We start from the raw sequence: 15937 nt of genomic DNA, 5'->3' as shown, positions 1-15937 counted from the left end.
CGGACAATGAATAATCCAGCCAAAAGCAAAACATTATTGCTGCACAGGGATAATCTTTCATGTCCGATAACCGCTGGGAAGGCATCGACGAATTTGTGGCCGTGGCCGAATGCAACCAATTCACCGCCGCCGCCGAGCGTCTCGGGGTTTCCTCCTCCCATATCAGTCGACAAATCGTACGACTCGAAGAGCGTCTACAGACACGCTTGCTGTACCGCAGCACCCGCCGGGTGACCCTGACCGAAGCCGGACAAACTTTTTTGCAACATTGCCAGCGTCTGCAGGATGGACGCGAAGAAGCACTGCGAGCCGTCGGCGACCTGACCAGCGAACCCAAGGGCATGCTCCGCATGACCTGTGCCGTGGCCTATGGCGAACGGTTTATCGTGCCACTGGTGACGCGGTTCATGGGGCTCTACCCGCAGTTGCGGGTCGACATCGAGCTGAGCAATCGCCCGCTGGATCTGGTGCATGAGAGCCTGGACCTGGCGATTCGCCTGGGTCGCTTGCAGGACTCCCGCCTCGTCGCCACGCGCCTGGCCCCCCGGCGCATGTACGTGTGCGCCTCCCCCTCTTACCTGGAACGCTACGGCCGGCCCCACAGCGTGTCGGAACTGAGCCGCCACAATTGCCTGATCGGCAGCTCCGACATCTGGCAACTGGAACAGAACGGGCGGGAATTTTCCCAACGGGTGCAGGGAAACTGGCGCTGCAACAGTGGGCAAGCGGTGCTCGATGCGGCGCTGCAGGGCGTGGGGTTATGTCAGTTGCCGGATTACTACGTGCTGGAGCATTTGCACAGTGGTGCGTTGATCTCCCTGTTGGAAGCCCATCAGCCGCCGAATACGGCGGTGTGGGCGTTGTATCCACAGCAGCGGCATCTGTCGCCGAAGGTGCGCAAGTTGGTGGAGTATTTGAAGGAGGGGTTGGCGCAGCGGCCGGAGTATCGGGGATGACAGTGAATTTTATGTTGCCTGACCGATTGCTATCGCGAGCAAGCTCGCTCCCACTGGGGTTTATCGTCGAATGATGGGCAAGTGTTCCACACCGGTCCATTGTGGGAGCGAGCTTGCTCGCGATGGCGCCGGCCCAGATGCTGAAGATCTAACGAGGGGACAGGTCCCGCTTAATGCCGATTCGCCCAACGCTGGCGCAACCACTCCAGGTCCTCCGGCCGGGTGACCTTGATGTTATCCGAACGCCCCTCGATCAACCGAGGCGCCTGCCCCGCCCATTCCATGGCGGACGCTTCGTCGGTAATCACCGCATCCGCCACCAGGCTGTCGGCCAGGGCGCGGTGCAAGGCACCGAGGCGAAACATCTGCGGCGTGTAGGCTTGCCAGATCACGCTGCGATCAACGGTTTCCAGCACGCGGCCATGCTTGTCGACGCGCTTGAGGGTGTCGCGCGCCGGAACGGCCAGCAGGCCGCCGACCGGGTCGTTCGCCAACTCGCTGAGCAGTGTGTCAAGGTCGGCCCGAGCCAGATTGGGGCGGGCAGCGTCGTGTACCAGCACCCAATCGTGATCGTCGGCACCCTGCCCGTGCAGATGCAGCAAGGCATTGAGCACTGAATCGGAACGTTGCTCGCCACCGTCTACACGCTGGATGCGTGTGTCGCTGGCGCAGGCCAGGGTCGGCCAGTAAGGATCATCGTGTGCAAGGCTGACCACCACACCCTTGACGGTGGGATGGTCGAGGAAACAGCCGAGGCTGTGTTCGAGAATTGTGCGTCCGCCCAGTTGCAGGTATTGCTTGGGACGGTCGGCGGCCATCCGGGCGCCAACGCCCGCGGCAGGAATCACGGCCCAGAAGGCCGGCAAACGCATACTCATTGGGCCAACTGGTAGAGGGTTTCGCCCTCCTTGACCATGCCCAGCTCATGTCGAGCCCGCTCTTCAACGGTCTCCATGCCTTTTTTCAACTCTGTGACTTCGGCGTCCATCACCCGATTACGCTCCAGCAGCGCCTCGTTTTCGGCGTGCTGGTCGGCAATTTGCTGAGTCAGGTCGGCCACTTGCGCCAAGCTGCCATTGCCCACCCACAAGCGGTACTGCAGGCCGGCCAGCAACAGGAGCAAGACAAGAAACAACCAATTGGGACTGCGCATCGAATATCAGGTATCCAGTGAAAAAAGACCGCCATGCCAAACTTTGAAGCGTCTGATAGCACGAAGCCTGGAAGAACCAGGCTTGTGCTTGATAAGGCATCAGATTAGAGGGAAAAGCACCGCCATGGCGACTTTTCCGACCTAAGCCGCTGTCTTTTTATCATTTACCGCTTAACCGCGAAACTCGGCGCGACCGTTGTACTTGGCCTTGCCATTCAATTGCTCTTCGATACGCAGCAATTGGTTGTACTTGGAAACACGGTCGGAACGGCACAGCGAACCGGTCTTGATCTGGCCCGCCGCAGTGCCCACGGCCAGGTCGGCAATGGTCGAGTCTTCGGTTTCACCGGAGCGGTGGGAGATCACGGCGGTATAACCGGCGGCCTTGGCCATCTGGATGGCTTCCAGGGTTTCGGTCAGGGTGCCGATCTGGTTGAACTTGATCAGGATCGAGTTGGCGATCTTCTTGTCGATGCCTTCTTTCAGGATCTTGGTGTTGGTCACGAACAGGTCGTCACCCACCAGTTGGGTCTTCTCGCCGATCTTGTCGGTGAGAATTTTCCAGCCAGCCCAGTCGGACTCGTCCAGACCGTCTTCGATGGAGATGATCGGATAACGTTCGGTCAGGCCCTTGAGGTAGTCGGCGAAACCTTCGGCGGTGAACACCTGGCCTTCGCCGGACAGGTTGTACTTGCCGTCTTCGAAGAACTCACTGGCGGCGCAGTCCAGGGCCAGGGTCACGTCGGTACCCAGTTTGTAGCCAGCGTTGGCCACGGCTTCGGAGATCACTTTCAGCGCGTCTTCGTTGGACGCCAGGTTCGGTGCGAAACCGCCTTCGTCGCCAACGGCAGTGCTCAGGCCACGGGCCTTCAGCACGGCCTTGAGGTGATGGAAAATCTCGGTGCCCATGCGCAGGCCTTCGGAGAAGGTCTTGGCGCCAACTGGCTGCACCATGAACTCCTGGATGTCGACGTTGTTATCGGCATGCTCGCCGCCGTTGATGATGTTCATCATCGGCACCGGCATCGAGTAGACACCCGGAGTACCGTTGAGGTTGGCGATGTGCGCGTACAGCGGCAGGTCCTGGTCCTGGGCAGCGGCCTTGGCAGCGGCCAGGGACACAGCGAGGATAGCGTTGGCGCCCAGGGAGGCTTTGTTCTCGGTACCGTCGAGCTTGATCATCGCGTGATCGAGGGCTTTCTGGTCGGCAGGGTCCTTGCCCAGCAACAGTTCACGGATCGGGCCGTTGATGTTGGCGACGGCTTTGAGCACGCCCTTGCCCAGGTAACGGCTCTTGTCGCCATCACGCAGCTCCAGCGCTTCGCGCGAGCCAGTGGAAGCACCGGACGGCGCGCAGGCGCTGCCGATGATACCGTTGTCGAGAAGCACGTCCGCTTCAACAGTGGGGTTGCCACGGGAGTCGAGAACTTCACGACCTTTGATGTCGACGATTTTTGCCATTGTTGTAAACACTCCAAAGTTGACTAGAACGTTGCAGAAAACTTGCTCGCGCTCAGCTGCGAAGCAGCCAAGCGCCTGGATGGGAGCGCTTCGCACTCCAGCGGGAGCAAGCTCCCTCGCCACAAAGAGCAAGGCTTGCCGACGATGAGCCCTGAAGGGCACCATCGCAGGCCATGCTCCCACAAGAGCAGTGCGGCCAGCGGGCCAGAGCGATAATCGAGCGGTACTTTACCGGAGAAAACCGCGTTACGCGGTTTCTATCGTCGGAAAACCCTTGACCAGCTCGTCCAATGCCTTGAGCTGAGACAGGAAAGGTTCCAGCTTGTTCAAGCGCAAGGCACAAGGGCCGTCGCACTTGGCGTTGTCCGGATCGGGGTGGGCCTCCAGGAACAGGCCGGCCAGGGACTGGCTCATGCCCGCCTTGGCCAGGTCGGTGACCTGGGCGCGACGACCGCCGGCGGAGTCGGAGCGACCACCGGGCATCTGCAAGGCGTGGGTCACGTCGAAGAACACCGGGTACTCGAACTGCTTCATGATGCCGAAGCCGAGCATGTCCACCACCAGGTTGTTATAGCCGAAGCTCGAACCACGCTCGCAGAGGATCAACTGGTCATTGCCGGCCTCTTCGCACTTGCTCAGGATGTGTTTCATTTCCTGGGGCGCGAGGAACTGGGCTTTCTTGATGTTGATCACCGCACCGGTCTTGGCCATCGCCACCACCAGGTCGGTCTGGCGCGACAGGAAAGCCGGCAACTGAATGATGTCGCAGACCTCGGCAACAACCGCGGCCTGGGCAGGCTCGTGCACGTCGGTGATGATCGGCACACCAAAGGCTTGCTTGATGTCCTGGAAGATCCGCATGCCTTCCTCCAGGCCCGGGCCACGGTAGGACGTCACGGACGAACGGTTGGCCTTGTCGAAGCTGGCCTTGAACACGTAAGGAATACCCAGTTTCTGGGTCACCTTCACGTATTCTTCGCAGACCTGCATCGCCATGTCGCGGCTTTCCAGCACGTTCATGCCGCCGAACAGCACCATGGGCTTGTCGTTGGCAATCTCGATGTCGCCGACGCGGATGATCTTCTGGGCCATCGTCTTATGCCTTTTTCTGGTGTTGAGCCAAAGCGGCCTTCACGAAACCACTGAACAGCGGATGGCCGTCCCGTGGCGTCGAGGTGAACTCGGGGTGGAACTGGCAGGCGACGAACCACGGATGGTCCGGGGACTCGACCACTTCCACCAGCGCGCCATCACCGGAACGACCGGAGATTTTCAGGCCGGCCTCGATCAGTTGCGGCAGCAGGTTGTTGTTCACTTCGTAGCGATGCCGGTGACGCTCGACGATCACATCCTTGGCATAGCAATCGTGCACCTTGGAGCCGGCTTCGAGCAGGCATTCCTGGGCGCCCAGACGCATGGTGCCGCCCAGGTCCGAGCTTTCGGTGCGCACTTCCACGGCGCCGGTGGCATCTTCCCACTCGGTGATCAGGCCCACGACCGGATGGCCGCTGGCGCGATCGAACTCGGTGGAGTTGGCGTCTTTCCAGCCCAGCACGTTACGGGCGAACTCGATGACCGCCACTTGCATGCCCAGGCAGATCCCCAGGTAAGGCACCTTGTTTTCGCGAGCGTATTGCACGGCGGTGATCTTGCCTTCCACGCCCCGCAGGCCGAAGCCGCCCGGCACGAGGATCGCATCGGCGCCTTCGAGCAGGCCAGTGCCCTGATTCTCGATGTCTTCGGAATCGATGTAGCGCAGGTTGACCTTGGTGCGGTTGCTGATACCGGCGTGACTCATCGCCTCGATCAGCGACTTGTAGGCGTCCAGCAGTTCCATGTACTTGCCGACCATCGCGATGGTGACTTCGTGTTCCGGATTGAGCTTGGCATCGACCACGGCGTCCCATTCGGACAGGTCGGCGCTGGCGCACTGCAGGCCGAAGCGCTCGACGACGAAATCGTCCAGGCCCTGGGAGTGCAGGATGCCCGGGATCTTGTAGATGGTGTCGGCGTCTTCCAGGCCGATGACCGCGCGCTCTTCAACGTTGGTGAACTGGGCGATCTTGCGACGCGACGAAATGTCGATCGGGTGATCGGAGCGGCAGATCAACACGTCAGGCTGCAGGCCGATGGAACGCAGTTCCTTGACCGAGTGTTGCGTGGGCTTGGTCTTGGTTTCGCCAGCGGTGGCGATGTACGGGACCAGAGTCAGGTGCATCAGCATCGCGCGCTTGGCGCCGATTTCGAAACGCAACTGGCGGATAGCTTCGAGGAACGGCTGGGACTCGATATCGCCCACGGTCCCGCCGATTTCGACCATTGCCACGTCGGCGTCGCCGGCACCCTTGATGATGCGGCGCTTGATTTCGTCGGTGATGTGCGGGATGACCTGGATGGTCGCGCCCAGATAGTCACCACGACGCTCCTTGCGCAGCACGTGCTCGTAGACACGGCCGGTGGTGAAGTTGTTGTTCTGGGTCATGGTCGTGCGGATGAACCGCTCGTAGTGGCCCAGGTCCAGGTCGGTCTCGGCGCCGTCGTGGGTGACGAACACTTCACCGTGCTGGAACGGGCTCATGGTGCCCGGGTCGACGTTGATGTACGGGTCCAGCTTGAGCATGGTGACCTTAAGTCCCCGCGCCTCCAGGATGGCCGCCAATGAAGCCGAGGCAATGCCTTTCCCCAATGAAGAAACAACACCGCCCGTGACGAATATGTAGCGCGTCATGAAAAACCCTAGAAGTCTGCGTTAAAGCGGTCCGAGCCGCCGGGGAAAGCGAAGGAAGGCCGAAGCCCCCGATCACCTGCATTAATCACAGTGCACCTTTCAAAAAAACCGCCGCGTTGGGACAGACCGGAAGTGAAATCACCGGTACGTTGCTCGCTACACATTTTTTGGAATCGCCCAGCAAAGACTGCTTGGTAATCGGCAACTCCTGCAATTCAGGCGAATCCACAGAAGTTGTATCAAGAAGGGAGCGTAGTCTACCGGAAAGCCCCTTTCAGCTCAAACCCAGATCTTGGTTTCCTGGCGTCCAGATCAATCGCCAACTGCTATCAGCTTGTGCATCGAGCCCGGCCAGGTTGGCCACCGCCAGCAATTGCTCGCCTTGATAGAGCAGCGGCAATCGGCCGCGAACGAACGCCGGCACGCCCTTTTCATTGAGCAAACGCTTGAGATCACGATGACCACGACCCGCTAACGCCAGCACCTCGCCGCCTTGACGATAGCGCACGCTAAGCGGCCCCGCAGGCGGCTGGCCGATAAGCACCACCTGGCCATTGCCCGGCAAGCGCAGCGGCAGTACCGGATCCGCCCAGTCGACGGGGCCTGGCGGCGAACATCGCCAGTGGTCGGATAACCACCAGACCCGCCCGGCGGCCCGGTGCAGCTCGCCGCCGGCCAGGCGCCAGATGGGCCGCGCATCGTCCGCGGCATCGCGCAACGAGTCCCAGCCCGCCCAGTGATCGGTGTCGGGCAGCAGGGTCAGCGGCGCCAGCCAGTGGCTCAACGCGTTGCGCTGACGGGCCGGCGACAACACCCGCAACGGCGCCAGCACCAGCGATTGCAGCCCAAGCCAGTCGAACGCGTCCGGCGTCATGGCCTGGGCCAAGTCGATCCGCGCCAAGTCGTCCAGCAAGCCTTGGGCTTCACCCATGTGCGCAGCACTTCGGGCCAGGGTCGCCGAGGCTTGCGGCCAATGCTCGGCCAGCACTGGAAAAACCCGCTGGCGCAGGTAGTTGCGCGCGTACCGGTGATCATCGTTGGACGGGTCGTCGATCCAGCTCAAGCCCTGTTGCGTCGCATAGGCTTGCAGCTCGGCATGGGACACCTCGAGCAAAGGCCGCAGCAGATGCCCCAGACCCAAAGGCCGCTGCCGTGGCATCGCCGCCAAACCCCGCACCCCTGCCCCCCGCAGCAGGCGAAACAACAAGGTTTCGGCCTGGTCATCACGATGCTGGGCGGTGAGCAGCACTTCATTGTCATGGAGGGCCGCCACGAACGCGCCATAACGCGCCTCCCGGGCGGCACCCTCGATACTGGCGCCAGGGCGCACTTGCACATTCACCACGTCCAGCGGTACGCCAAGGGCGGCACAGACCGAACGGCAATGATCCGGCCACGCCTCGGCCACCGCCTGAAGGCCGTGATGCACATGGATAGCACTTAGCGCGGGCAAGGCGTGGTGTTGCGAAAGGGTCACGAGCAGGTGCAGCAGGACGGTGGAGTCGAGGCCGCCGGAGAAGGCGATGCGCCAGGTGGCGGCGTTGCGCCAGGGGGATAGCTGTGTGAGGAGCCGGGTTGGCAGATCGATCCTGGACTGATTCATAGAAACTGGCCTTCACACAAATCAAATGTGGGAGCGAGCTTGCTCGCGATGGCGGTGTATCAGTCAACTTATCTGTTGAATGTTAAACCGTTATCGCGAGCAAGCTCGCTCCCACACAGGGGGACAGCGCTTGGATCAGAGACCGTAGCTCATCAACCGCTCGTAGCGACGGGCCAGCAGCGCGTCGTTGTCGAACTTCTTGAGCATCGACAGCTGGGAACTCAGCTCGGCGCGGATCAGTGCCGCCGCCGCAGCCGGGTCGCGGTGGGCGCCGCCCACGGGCTCGTTGATCACTTTGTCGACGATGCCCAGGCCTTTGAGACGCTCAGCGGTAATGCCCATGGCCTCGGCGGCATCCGGCGCCTTCTCGGCAGTTTTCCACAGAATCGAGGCGCAGCCTTCCGGCGAGATCACCGCGTAAGTGGAATACTGCAGCATGTTCAGTTGGTCGCAGACACCGATGGCCAACGCACCGCCGGAACCGCCTTCACCAATCACGGTGGCGATGATCGGGGTTTTCAGGCGTGCCATGACGCGCAGGTTCCAGGCAATCGCTTCGCTCTGGTTGCGCTCTTCGGCATCGATGCCCGGATAGGCGCCCGGCGTGTCGATGAAGGTCAGGATCGGCATCTTGAAGCGCTCGGCCATCTCCATCAGGCGGCACGCCTTGCGGTAGCCTTCCGGACGCGGCATGCCGAAGTTGCGGCGCACCTTCTCGCGGACTTCGCGGCCTTTCTGATGGCCGATAACCATCACCGGCTGCTCGTCCAGGCGGGCAACGCCGCCGACGATCGCGGCGTCATCGGAGAAGTGACGGTCGCCATGCAGCTCATCGAACTCGGTAAAGATGTGGTCGATGTAGTCCAGGGTGTACGGACGACGCGGGTGACGCGCCAGGCGGGCGATCTGCCAACTGGTCAGCTTGCCGAAGATGTCTTCGGTCAGCGTGCGGCTTTTGTCCTGCAGACGAGAGATTTCATCGCCGATATTCAGCGAATTGTCATTACCGACCAAGCGCAACTCTTCGATCTTGGCTTGCAGGTCGGCGATCGGCTGTTCGAAATCTAGAAAATTCGGGTTCATAGGCGTCCGTCTTGGGTCGACGTCCAAGAGAGCTTGGGCCGGCCGGTTGTCTATTCGCGCCTACCTTAAGGGAGAGGCGCGTTCAGGTCGAGATTAAAAATTCAGGTCGAGATCAGGGGCATTCCGGTTTCAACAGTGGCCCCTGGCCGTCAACGGTATTGGAGGAAGACGTTGTCTTTGCCGAACTGGTCACGCAAGGCTTGAATCAACGCATCCGCCGGATCGATCCGCCAGCCTTCACCGAACTGCAGCACGGCCTTGGCATCGGGGCGTACGTACTCCATGGTGATCGGACAGGCACCGCGATGGCGCTTGAACAATTCGCCCAACCAGCGTAGCTGATCGCCCTTGAGGTCCTGGGTCTGCAACTTCAGGCGCAGGCTCTCGGCCAGGTTGGTCCGGGCATCTTCCATGCTCATAACCCGCTTGACCCGCAGCCGCAGGCCACCGGAGAAGTCATCGTTGCTGACTTCGCCTTCCACCACCACCATCGCGTCGGTCTGCAACAGCGACTGCGCCGAATGGAACGCATCGGCGAAGAGTGACGCCTCGATGCGCCCGGAGCGGTCGTCGAGGGTGATGAAACCCATCTTGTCGCCCTTTTTGTTCTTCATCACCCGCAGGGCGATGATCATGCCGGCGACCGTCTGGGTGTCGCGCGCCGGTTTGAGGTCGATGATGCGCTGGCGGGCGAAGCGGCGGATCTCGCCTTCGTATTCGTCGATCGGGTGACCGGTGAGGTACAGGCCCAGGGTGTCTTTTTCACCCTTGAGGCGTTCCTTGAGGGTCAGCTCCTTGGCCTTGCGATGGTTGCCGTAGACATCGGCGTCTTCCTCGACGAACAGCCCGCCAAACAGGTCGGCGTGGCCGCTGTCGTGGGTACGGGCGGTCTGTTCGGCGGCCTTGATCGCCTCCTCCATTGCCGCCAGCAACACCGCGCGGTTGCGGTCGATGTTGGCCTGGTAGGCCTTGGGCTCATCCTGGAAGTAAGGCCCGAGCCGGTCCAGGGCGCCACTGCGGATCAAACCATCGAGGGTGCGTTTGTTGATGCGTTTGAGGTCGACCCGCGCGCAGAAATCGAACAGGTCCTTGAACGGCCCGTCCTGGCGCGCTTCGGTGATGGCTTCCACCGGCCCCTCGCCCACGCCCTTGATCGCACCGAGACCATAGATGATGCGGCCTTCGTCGTTCACCGTGAACTTGAACTCCGAAGCGTTCACGTCCGGTGCGTCGAGGCGCAGCTTCATGGTCCGCACTTCTTCGATCAAGGTCACGACCTTGTCGGTGTTGTGCATATCCGCCGACAGTACCGCGGCCATGAATGGCGCCGGGTAATGCGCCTTCAACCATGCCGTCTGATACGACACCAGGCCATAGGCGGCGGAGTGGGATTTGTTGAAGCCGTAGCCGGCGAATTTTTCCACCAGGTCGAAGATGTTGCCTGCCAGGTCCGCATCAATGCCGTTGTTCGCGCAACCTTCGATGAAACCGCCGCGCTGCTTGGCCATTTCCTCGGGCTTTTTCTTACCCATGGCTCGACGCAGCATGTCCGCGCCGCCGAGGGTGTAGCCGGCCATCACCTGGGCAATCTGCATCACCTGTTCCTGGTACAGGATGATGCCGTAGGTCGGGGCCAGCACCGGCTTGAGGCCGTCGTACTGATAATCCGGGTGCGGGTACGCCAGCTCGGCGCGGCCGTGCTTACGGTTGATGAAGTCATCCACCATGCCCGATTGCAGGGGCCCCGGACGGAACAGGGCCACCAGTGCGATCAGGTCTTCCAGGCAGTCGGGCTTGAGCTTCTTGATCAGCTCCTTCATGCCCCGGGATTCAAGCTGGAACACCGCCGTGGTTTCGGCTTTTTGCAACAGGCTGTAGGTCGGCTTGTCATCCAGCGGGATGAAGGCAATGTCCAGCGGCTCTTCGCCGACCTTGGCCCGGTCGCGGTTGATGGTTTTCAGCGCCCAGTCGATGATCGTCAGGGTCCGCAGGCCGAGGAAGTCGAACTTCACCAGGCCCGCCGCCTCGACGTCGTCCTTGTCGAACTGGGTCACCAGGCCGTCGCCTTCTTCGTCGCAATAGATCGGCGAGAAGTCCGTCAACTTGGTCGGCGCGATGACCACGCCCCCGGCGTGCTTGCCGACGTTACGCACCACGCCTTCGAGCTTGCGGGCCATCTCCCAGATTTCCGCGGCCTCTTCGTCGACCTTGATGAAGTCCCGCAGGATTTCTTCCTGCTCGTAGGCCTTTTCCAGGGTCATGCCGACTTCGAACGGAATCATCTTCGACAGACGATCCGCCAGACCGTAGGACTTGCCCTGCACCCGCGCCACGTCACGCACCACCGCCTTGGCGGCCATGGAACCGAAGGTGATGATCTGGCTTACCGCGTTGCGGCCGTATTTCTCGGCCACGTAGTCGATGACCCGGTCGCGACCGTCCATGCAGAAGTCGACGTCAAAGTCGGGCATGGATACCCGCTCAGGGTTGAGGAAACGTTCGAACAGCAGGTCATATTCCAGCGGGTCGAGGTCGGTGATCTTCTGCACATAGGCCACCAACGACCCGGCACCCGATCCACGGCCAGGGCCCACCGGCACGCCATTGTTCTTGGCCCACTGGATGAAGTCCATCACGATGAGGAAGTAACCGGGAAAACCCATCTGGATGATGATATCCAGCTCGAAATTCAACCGATCGACATAGACCTGGCGCTTGGCTTCGTAATCTTCGGTGGTGTCCTTGGGCAACAGGACGCGGAGGCGGTCGTCGAGGCCATCGAAGGAGACTTTGCGGAAATACTCGTCGATGGTCATGCCATCGGGAATCGGGAAGTTGGGCAGGAAGTGCTTGCCCAGCTTCACTTCGATGTTGCAGCGCTTGGCGATCTCGACGGTGTTCTCCAGCGCCTCGGGCAAGTCGCTGAACAACTCGGCCATTTCCTCGGCGCTCTTGAGGTATTGCTGGTCGCTGTAGTTCTTCGACCGACGCGGGTCGTCGAGGGCACGGCCCTCACCGATGCAGACCCGCGTTTCGTGGGCTTCGAAATCTTCCTGCTTGATGAACCGCACGTCGTTGGTCGCCACCAGCGGCGCACCGATCCTATCGGCCAGGGCCACGGCGGCATGCAGGTGCTCTTCGTCATTGGGGCGGTTGGTGCGTTGCACCTCGATGTAGAAACGGTCCGGGAACACCGCCATCCAGTCACGGGCCAGGGTCTCGGCTTCGTCGGGATTGCCACTGATCAGGGCCAGGCCGATTTCACCTTCCTTGGCCGCCGACAGCATGATCAGCCCTTCGCTGGCCTCGGCCACCCACTCGCGCTCGATGATGATCGAGCCGTTGCGCTGACCATCGATAAAGCCGCGGGAGATCAGCTCGGTGAGGTTGCGATAACCCACGGCGTTCATCACCAACAGGCTGATACGGCTCAGCGGCGCGTCCGGGTCCTTGTTCGACAGCCACAGGTCGGCGCCACAGATCGGCTTGATCCCGGCGCCCATGGCGGCCTTGTAGAACTTGACCAGCGAGCACATGTTGTTCTGGTCGGTAACCGCCACGGCAGGCATGTTCATGCCCACCAGGGTCTTGACCAGGGGCTTGATCCGCACCAGACCGTCGACCAGGGAGTATTCAGTGTGCAGGCGTAGATGAACGAATGAAGCCGGCATAGTGATCCTGCGTTAAGTCATGAAAACAACAAGGCCCGGATTGTACCGGGCCTTGGGTAAAACATCAGCCATGAGTGTCCGGTCTTGAAAACGCGAACAGGGCTTTTGTGGCGAGGGGATTTATCCCCGCTGGGGCGCGAAGCGGCCCTTAAACCTGACAACCCGTTACGCCTGATAGACTTCGGGACTGCTTCGCAGTCCAACGGGGATAAATCCCCTCGCCACAAAAGCAGCGTTCGTCTTAAGAAACAGGGCACTGACTGTTTATCATCAACCCTTCACGGGCCTCATAGGCCAGCCGCACCGGGGCGAACGAGCGCCGATGAATCGGCGTCGGCCCCAGGCGCGCCAGGGCTTCCAGATGAACGGGGGTCGGGTAGCCCTTGTGGCTGCCGATGCCGTAGCCCGGGTAGATCAACTCGAAGGCGCTCATTTCCCGGTCACGGCTGACCTTCGCCAGGATCGAGGCCGCCGCGATGGCCGGCACCTTGCCGTCGCCCTGGATGACCGCTTCGGCGCGCATCGACAGTTTCGGGCAGCGATTGCCATCGATCATCGCCAACTTCGGCGTGATGTGCAGCCCCTGCACCGCACGCTGCATGGCCAGCATGGTGGCGTGCAGGATATTGAGCTCATCGATTTCTTCGACTTCGGCCCGGGCGATGCACCAGCTCAGGGCTTTCTCGCAGATTTCGTCGTAGAGTTTTTCGCGACGGGCTTGCGTGAGTTTCTTCGAGTCATTGAGCCCCAGGATCGGTCGGTTCCGGTCGAGAATCACCGCCGCCGTCACCACCGCGCCGCACAACGGGCCGCGCCCCACTTCATCGACACCGGCCACCAGCTCTTCCACTTCGGCGACCAGGTTGAAATCCAGGCCCATCTGTAGCTTTACGTTGCTCATGGTTTTGCGCCGATCAGGGTCAGTACTGCATCAGCCGCCTGGTTGGAGGCATCGCGACGCAGGGTGCGGTGAATTTCGTCAAAGCCCCGCGTCTGTTCCTCGCCGCCGTCGATCAAGGGCGAGAGCGTGGCGGCCAGCGCCTCGGCGGTCGCATCGTCCTGCAGCAGCTCCGGCACCAACAGGCGTTGGGCCAGCAGGTTCGGCAAGGACACGTAGGGGCTCTTGACCATGCGCTTGAGAATCCAGAACGTCAGCGGCGCCAGGCGATAGGCGACCACCATCGGGCGTTTGTACAACAACGCCTCAAGGGTAGCAGTGCCGGAGGCAATCAACACCGCATCACAGGCCGCCAACGCGTCATGGGAACGGCCGTCGAGCAACGTCACCGGCAAATCGCGACCGGCCAGCAGGGCTTCCAGCTGGACGCGCCGCTGCGGACTGGCACACGGCAGGACAAAACGCACACCAGGGCGTAGCGCCCGAAGGCGTTCGGCGGCGTCGAAGAACAAGCCACCCAGGCGACTCACTTCGCCGCCCCGGCTACCGGGCATCAAGGCCACCAGCGGTCCGTCGGGCAAGCCCAACGCCTGGCGAGCGGCCTCGCGGTCGGCTTCCAGGGGAATGGTATCGGCCAGGGTATGCCCGACAAACCGCACCGGCACACCCTTCTCTTCGTAGAACCTGGCCTCGAACGGCAGTAGCGTCAGCATCAGGTCGCAGCCTTCGCGGATCTTCAGCACCCGCTTCTGCCGCCAGGCCCAGACCGACGGGCTGACGTAGTGCACGGTCTTGATCCCGGCCTGACGCAATTTGAGTTCGATATTGAGGGTGAAATCCGGCGCATCGATGCCGATGAACACATCCGGTTTTTCTTCGATCAGGGTCTGGATCAGTTTCTTGCGCCGGGCCAGCAGCTCGCGCAGGCGACCGAGCACTTCCACCAGCCCCATCACCGACAGGCGTTCCATCGGAAAATAGGAGGTCAGGCCTTCGGCCTGCATCAATGGCCCACCGACGCCGATGAATTCCACTGCGGGGTGCTGCGCCTTGAGCGCTCGCATCAGACCCGCGCCCAGAATGTCACCAGAAGCCTCTCCCGCCACCAGTGCAACGCGCACGTTAGCCATGGTCAGCGAGTGATGCCGCGGGTCGAAGATTGGATGGAATCGCGGAAGATCGCGACTTCCGGGTATTGCGCCGACGCCTCGGCCAGTTCGGCGAGCGCCTGCTCGACGGTCAGGCCCTGGCGGTACACCACCTTGTAGGCGCGACGCAGGGCCGTAATCGCGTCTTCGCTGAAACCACGACGGCGCATGCCTTCGAAGTTCATGCTGCGGGCTTCGGCCGGGTTGCCGAACACCGTGACATAGGCTGGGACGTCCTTGCCGATGGCGGTGCCCATGCCAGAAAAGCTGTGGGCGCCGATATGGCAATACTGGTGTACCAGGGTGAACCCGGACAGGATCGCCCAATCGTCCACATGTACATGGCCGGCCAACGCGGTGTTGTTGACCAGGATGCAATGGTTGCCAATCACACTGTCATGGCCGATGTGTGCATAAGCCATGATCAGGTTGTGGTCGCCCAGGGTCGTTTCGGAACGATCCTGGACGGTGCCACGGTGAATCGTCACGCCTTCGCGGATCACGTTGTGATCGCCAATGACCAGACGGGTTTCTTCACCTTTGTACTTGAGATCGGGCGTGTCCTCGCCTACCGAAGAAAACTGGTAGATGCGATTGTGACGACCGATCCGGGTCGGCCCCTTGAGCACTACGTGGGGACCGATCACCGTACCCTCGCCGATTTCCACACCTGCGCCGACAATCGACCACGGGCCGACCTCGACATCGGCGGCCAGGACGGCCGTCGGATCGATGATTGCGCGAGGGTCAATCAAACTCATAGTTTGCGTTCCGCACAGATGATTTCAGCGGAGCAGACTGGCTTGCCGTCGACCGAAGCCTGGCATTCGAATTTCCAGATCTGGCGCTTGCAACTGATGAACTTCGCTTCGAGGATCAACTGATCGCCCGGGGTGACCGGCTGGCGGAAGCGCAGCTTGTCGGAACCGACGAAGTAATAGAGCGTGCCATCGGCAGGCTTGACGTCGAGCATTTTGAAACCAAGGATCCCGGCAGCCTGGGCCATCGCCTCGATGATCAATACGCCCGGCATGATTGGATGCGCGGGGAAGTGACCATTGAAGAACGGCTCGTTGATGCTGACATTCTTATAGGCGCGAATGCGCTTGCCTTCAACGTCCAGGTCCACCACCCGATCCACCAGCAGGAACGGGTAACGGTGAGGCAGGTATTCGCGAATCTCGTTGATGTCCATCATTTCGGGGGGAAGCCTATGTAAAGATTGGGAGCGCACGA

General features: G+C 61.3%; 13 protein-coding genes. 1 reads left to right on the top strand and 12 read right to left on the bottom strand.

The features are described from left to right. The first annotated feature begins 59 nt into the window (after positions 1-59). Entirely contained in the window at positions 60-956 is an 897-nt protein-coding gene (locus AB7M32_RS10120; RefSeq protein ID WP_454249813.1) for a LysR substrate-binding domain-containing protein, read from the top strand. A 170-nt stretch (positions 957-1126) separates the two neighbouring features. Here AB7M32_RS10120 and ispD read toward each other — a convergent pair whose 3' ends face one another. From ispD to fabZ, 12 genes are all read right to left on the bottom strand, one after another. Continuing rightward, the gene (ispD, locus tag AB7M32_RS10115) at positions 1127-1834 is read right to left on the bottom strand and encodes a 2-C-methyl-D-erythritol 4-phosphate cytidylyltransferase (RefSeq protein ID WP_072408301.1); all 708 of its coding nucleotides are present in this window, start codon (positions 1832-1834) and stop codon (positions 1127-1129) included. After that, positions 1831-2109: a cell division protein FtsB gene (gene ftsB, locus AB7M32_RS10110; protein ID WP_003184873.1), complete on the bottom strand. Its 279-nt coding sequence runs from the start codon at positions 2107-2109 to the stop codon at positions 1831-1833. Before ftsB ends, ispD begins: the two co-directional genes overlap by 4 nt. A 171-nt stretch (positions 2110-2280) precedes the next feature. Further along, on the bottom strand, positions 2281-3570 hold the full coding sequence (gene eno, locus AB7M32_RS10105; RefSeq protein ID WP_092330631.1) for a phosphopyruvate hydratase: 1290 nt from the start codon (positions 3568-3570) through the stop codon (positions 2281-2283). A gap of 246 nt (positions 3571-3816) precedes the next feature. After that, positions 3817-4662, bottom strand: coding sequence for a 3-deoxy-8-phosphooctulonate synthase (gene kdsA, locus AB7M32_RS10100; protein WP_053152762.1), 846 nt, complete (start codon positions 4660-4662; stop codon positions 3817-3819). Between the two features lie 4 nt (positions 4663-4666). After that, a complete protein-coding gene (locus AB7M32_RS10095) occupies positions 4667-6298 on the bottom strand; it encodes a CTP synthase (RefSeq protein ID WP_058542194.1) in 1632 nt (543 codons plus the stop codon). A 274-nt stretch (positions 6299-6572) separates the two neighbouring features. Continuing rightward, a complete protein-coding gene (tilS, locus tag AB7M32_RS10090) occupies positions 6573-7901 on the bottom strand; it encodes a tRNA lysidine(34) synthetase TilS (protein ID WP_454249812.1) in 1329 nt (442 codons plus the stop codon). Between the two features lie 135 nt (positions 7902-8036). After that, positions 8037-8984, bottom strand: a complete 948-nt coding sequence (locus AB7M32_RS10085) for an acetyl-CoA carboxylase carboxyltransferase subunit alpha (protein WP_060738991.1) — start codon at positions 8982-8984, stop codon at positions 8037-8039. 149 nt (positions 8985-9133) lie between these two features. After that, positions 9134-12655, bottom strand: coding sequence for a DNA polymerase III subunit alpha (dnaE, locus tag AB7M32_RS10080; protein WP_454249811.1), 3522 nt, complete (start codon positions 12653-12655; stop codon positions 9134-9136). A gap of 241 nt (positions 12656-12896) precedes the next feature. Next, positions 12897-13556 (bottom strand): ribonuclease HII, encoded by a 660-nt coding sequence (gene rnhB, locus AB7M32_RS10075; protein ID WP_454249810.1) that lies wholly within the window; start codon positions 13554-13556, stop codon positions 12897-12899. Then, positions 13553-14683 carry a lipid-A-disaccharide synthase gene (lpxB, locus tag AB7M32_RS10070; protein ID WP_454249809.1) on the bottom strand — a complete coding sequence of 377 codons (1131 nt, stop codon included), beginning with the start codon at positions 14681-14683 and terminating at the stop codon, positions 13553-13555. Before lpxB ends, rnhB begins: the two co-directional genes overlap by 4 nt. A 2-nt stretch (positions 14684-14685) precedes the next feature. Continuing rightward, positions 14686-15462 carry an acyl-ACP--UDP-N-acetylglucosamine O-acyltransferase gene (gene lpxA / locus AB7M32_RS10065; protein WP_454249808.1) on the bottom strand — a complete coding sequence of 259 codons (777 nt, stop codon included), beginning with the start codon at positions 15460-15462 and terminating at the stop codon, positions 14686-14688. Next, positions 15459-15899 carry a 3-hydroxyacyl-ACP dehydratase FabZ gene (gene fabZ, locus AB7M32_RS10060; RefSeq protein WP_003184897.1) on the bottom strand — a complete coding sequence of 147 codons (441 nt, stop codon included), beginning with the start codon at positions 15897-15899 and terminating at the stop codon, positions 15459-15461. Before fabZ ends, lpxA begins: the two co-directional genes overlap by 4 nt. Positions 15900-15937: the final 38 nt, after the last annotated feature.

It is taken from the genome of Pseudomonas sp. R151218B TE3479 (genome assembly GCF_053629195.1).
This window is presented reverse-complemented; position numbering and strand designations above follow the sequence as displayed.

Excerpts from the sequence above, each read along its gene's own strand:
- tilS (WP_454249812.1), bottom strand. The coding sequence starts at position 7,901 with ATGAATCAGTCCAGGATCGATCTGCCAACCCGGCTCCTCACACAGCTA.
- lpxA (WP_454249808.1), bottom strand. The coding sequence starts at position 15,462 with ATGAGTTTGATTGACCCTCGCGCAATCATCGATCCGACGGCCGTCCTG.
- ftsB (WP_003184873.1), bottom strand. The coding sequence starts at position 2,109 with ATGCGCAGTCCCAATTGGTTGTTTCTTGTCTTGCTCCTGTTGCTGGCC.
- kdsA (WP_053152762.1), bottom strand. The coding sequence starts at position 4,662 with ATGGCCCAGAAGATCATCCGCGTCGGCGACATCGAGATTGCCAACGAC.
- fabZ (WP_003184897.1), bottom strand. The coding sequence starts at position 15,899 with ATGATGGACATCAACGAGATTCGCGAATACCTGCCTCACCGTTACCCG.
- ispD (WP_072408301.1), bottom strand. The coding sequence starts at position 1,834 with ATGAGTATGCGTTTGCCGGCCTTCTGGGCCGTGATTCCTGCCGCGGGC.
- lpxB (WP_454249809.1), bottom strand. The coding sequence starts at position 14,683 with ATGGCTAACGTGCGCGTTGCACTGGTGGCGGGAGAGGCTTCTGGTGAC.
- AB7M32_RS10095 (WP_058542194.1), bottom strand. The coding sequence starts at position 6,298 with ATGACGCGCTACATATTCGTCACGGGCGGTGTTGTTTCTTCATTGGGG.
- AB7M32_RS10120 (WP_454249813.1), top strand. The coding sequence starts at position 60 with ATGTCCGATAACCGCTGGGAAGGCATCGACGAATTTGTGGCCGTGGCC.
- rnhB (WP_454249810.1), bottom strand. The coding sequence starts at position 13,556 with ATGAGCAACGTAAAGCTACAGATGGGCCTGGATTTCAACCTGGTCGCC.
- eno (WP_092330631.1), bottom strand. The coding sequence starts at position 3,570 with ATGGCAAAAATCGTCGACATCAAAGGTCGTGAAGTTCTCGACTCCCGT.
- dnaE (WP_454249811.1), bottom strand. The coding sequence starts at position 12,655 with ATGCCGGCTTCATTCGTTCATCTACGCCTGCACACTGAATACTCCCTG.
- AB7M32_RS10085 (WP_060738991.1), bottom strand. The coding sequence starts at position 8,984 with ATGAACCCGAATTTTCTAGATTTCGAACAGCCGATCGCCGACCTGCAA.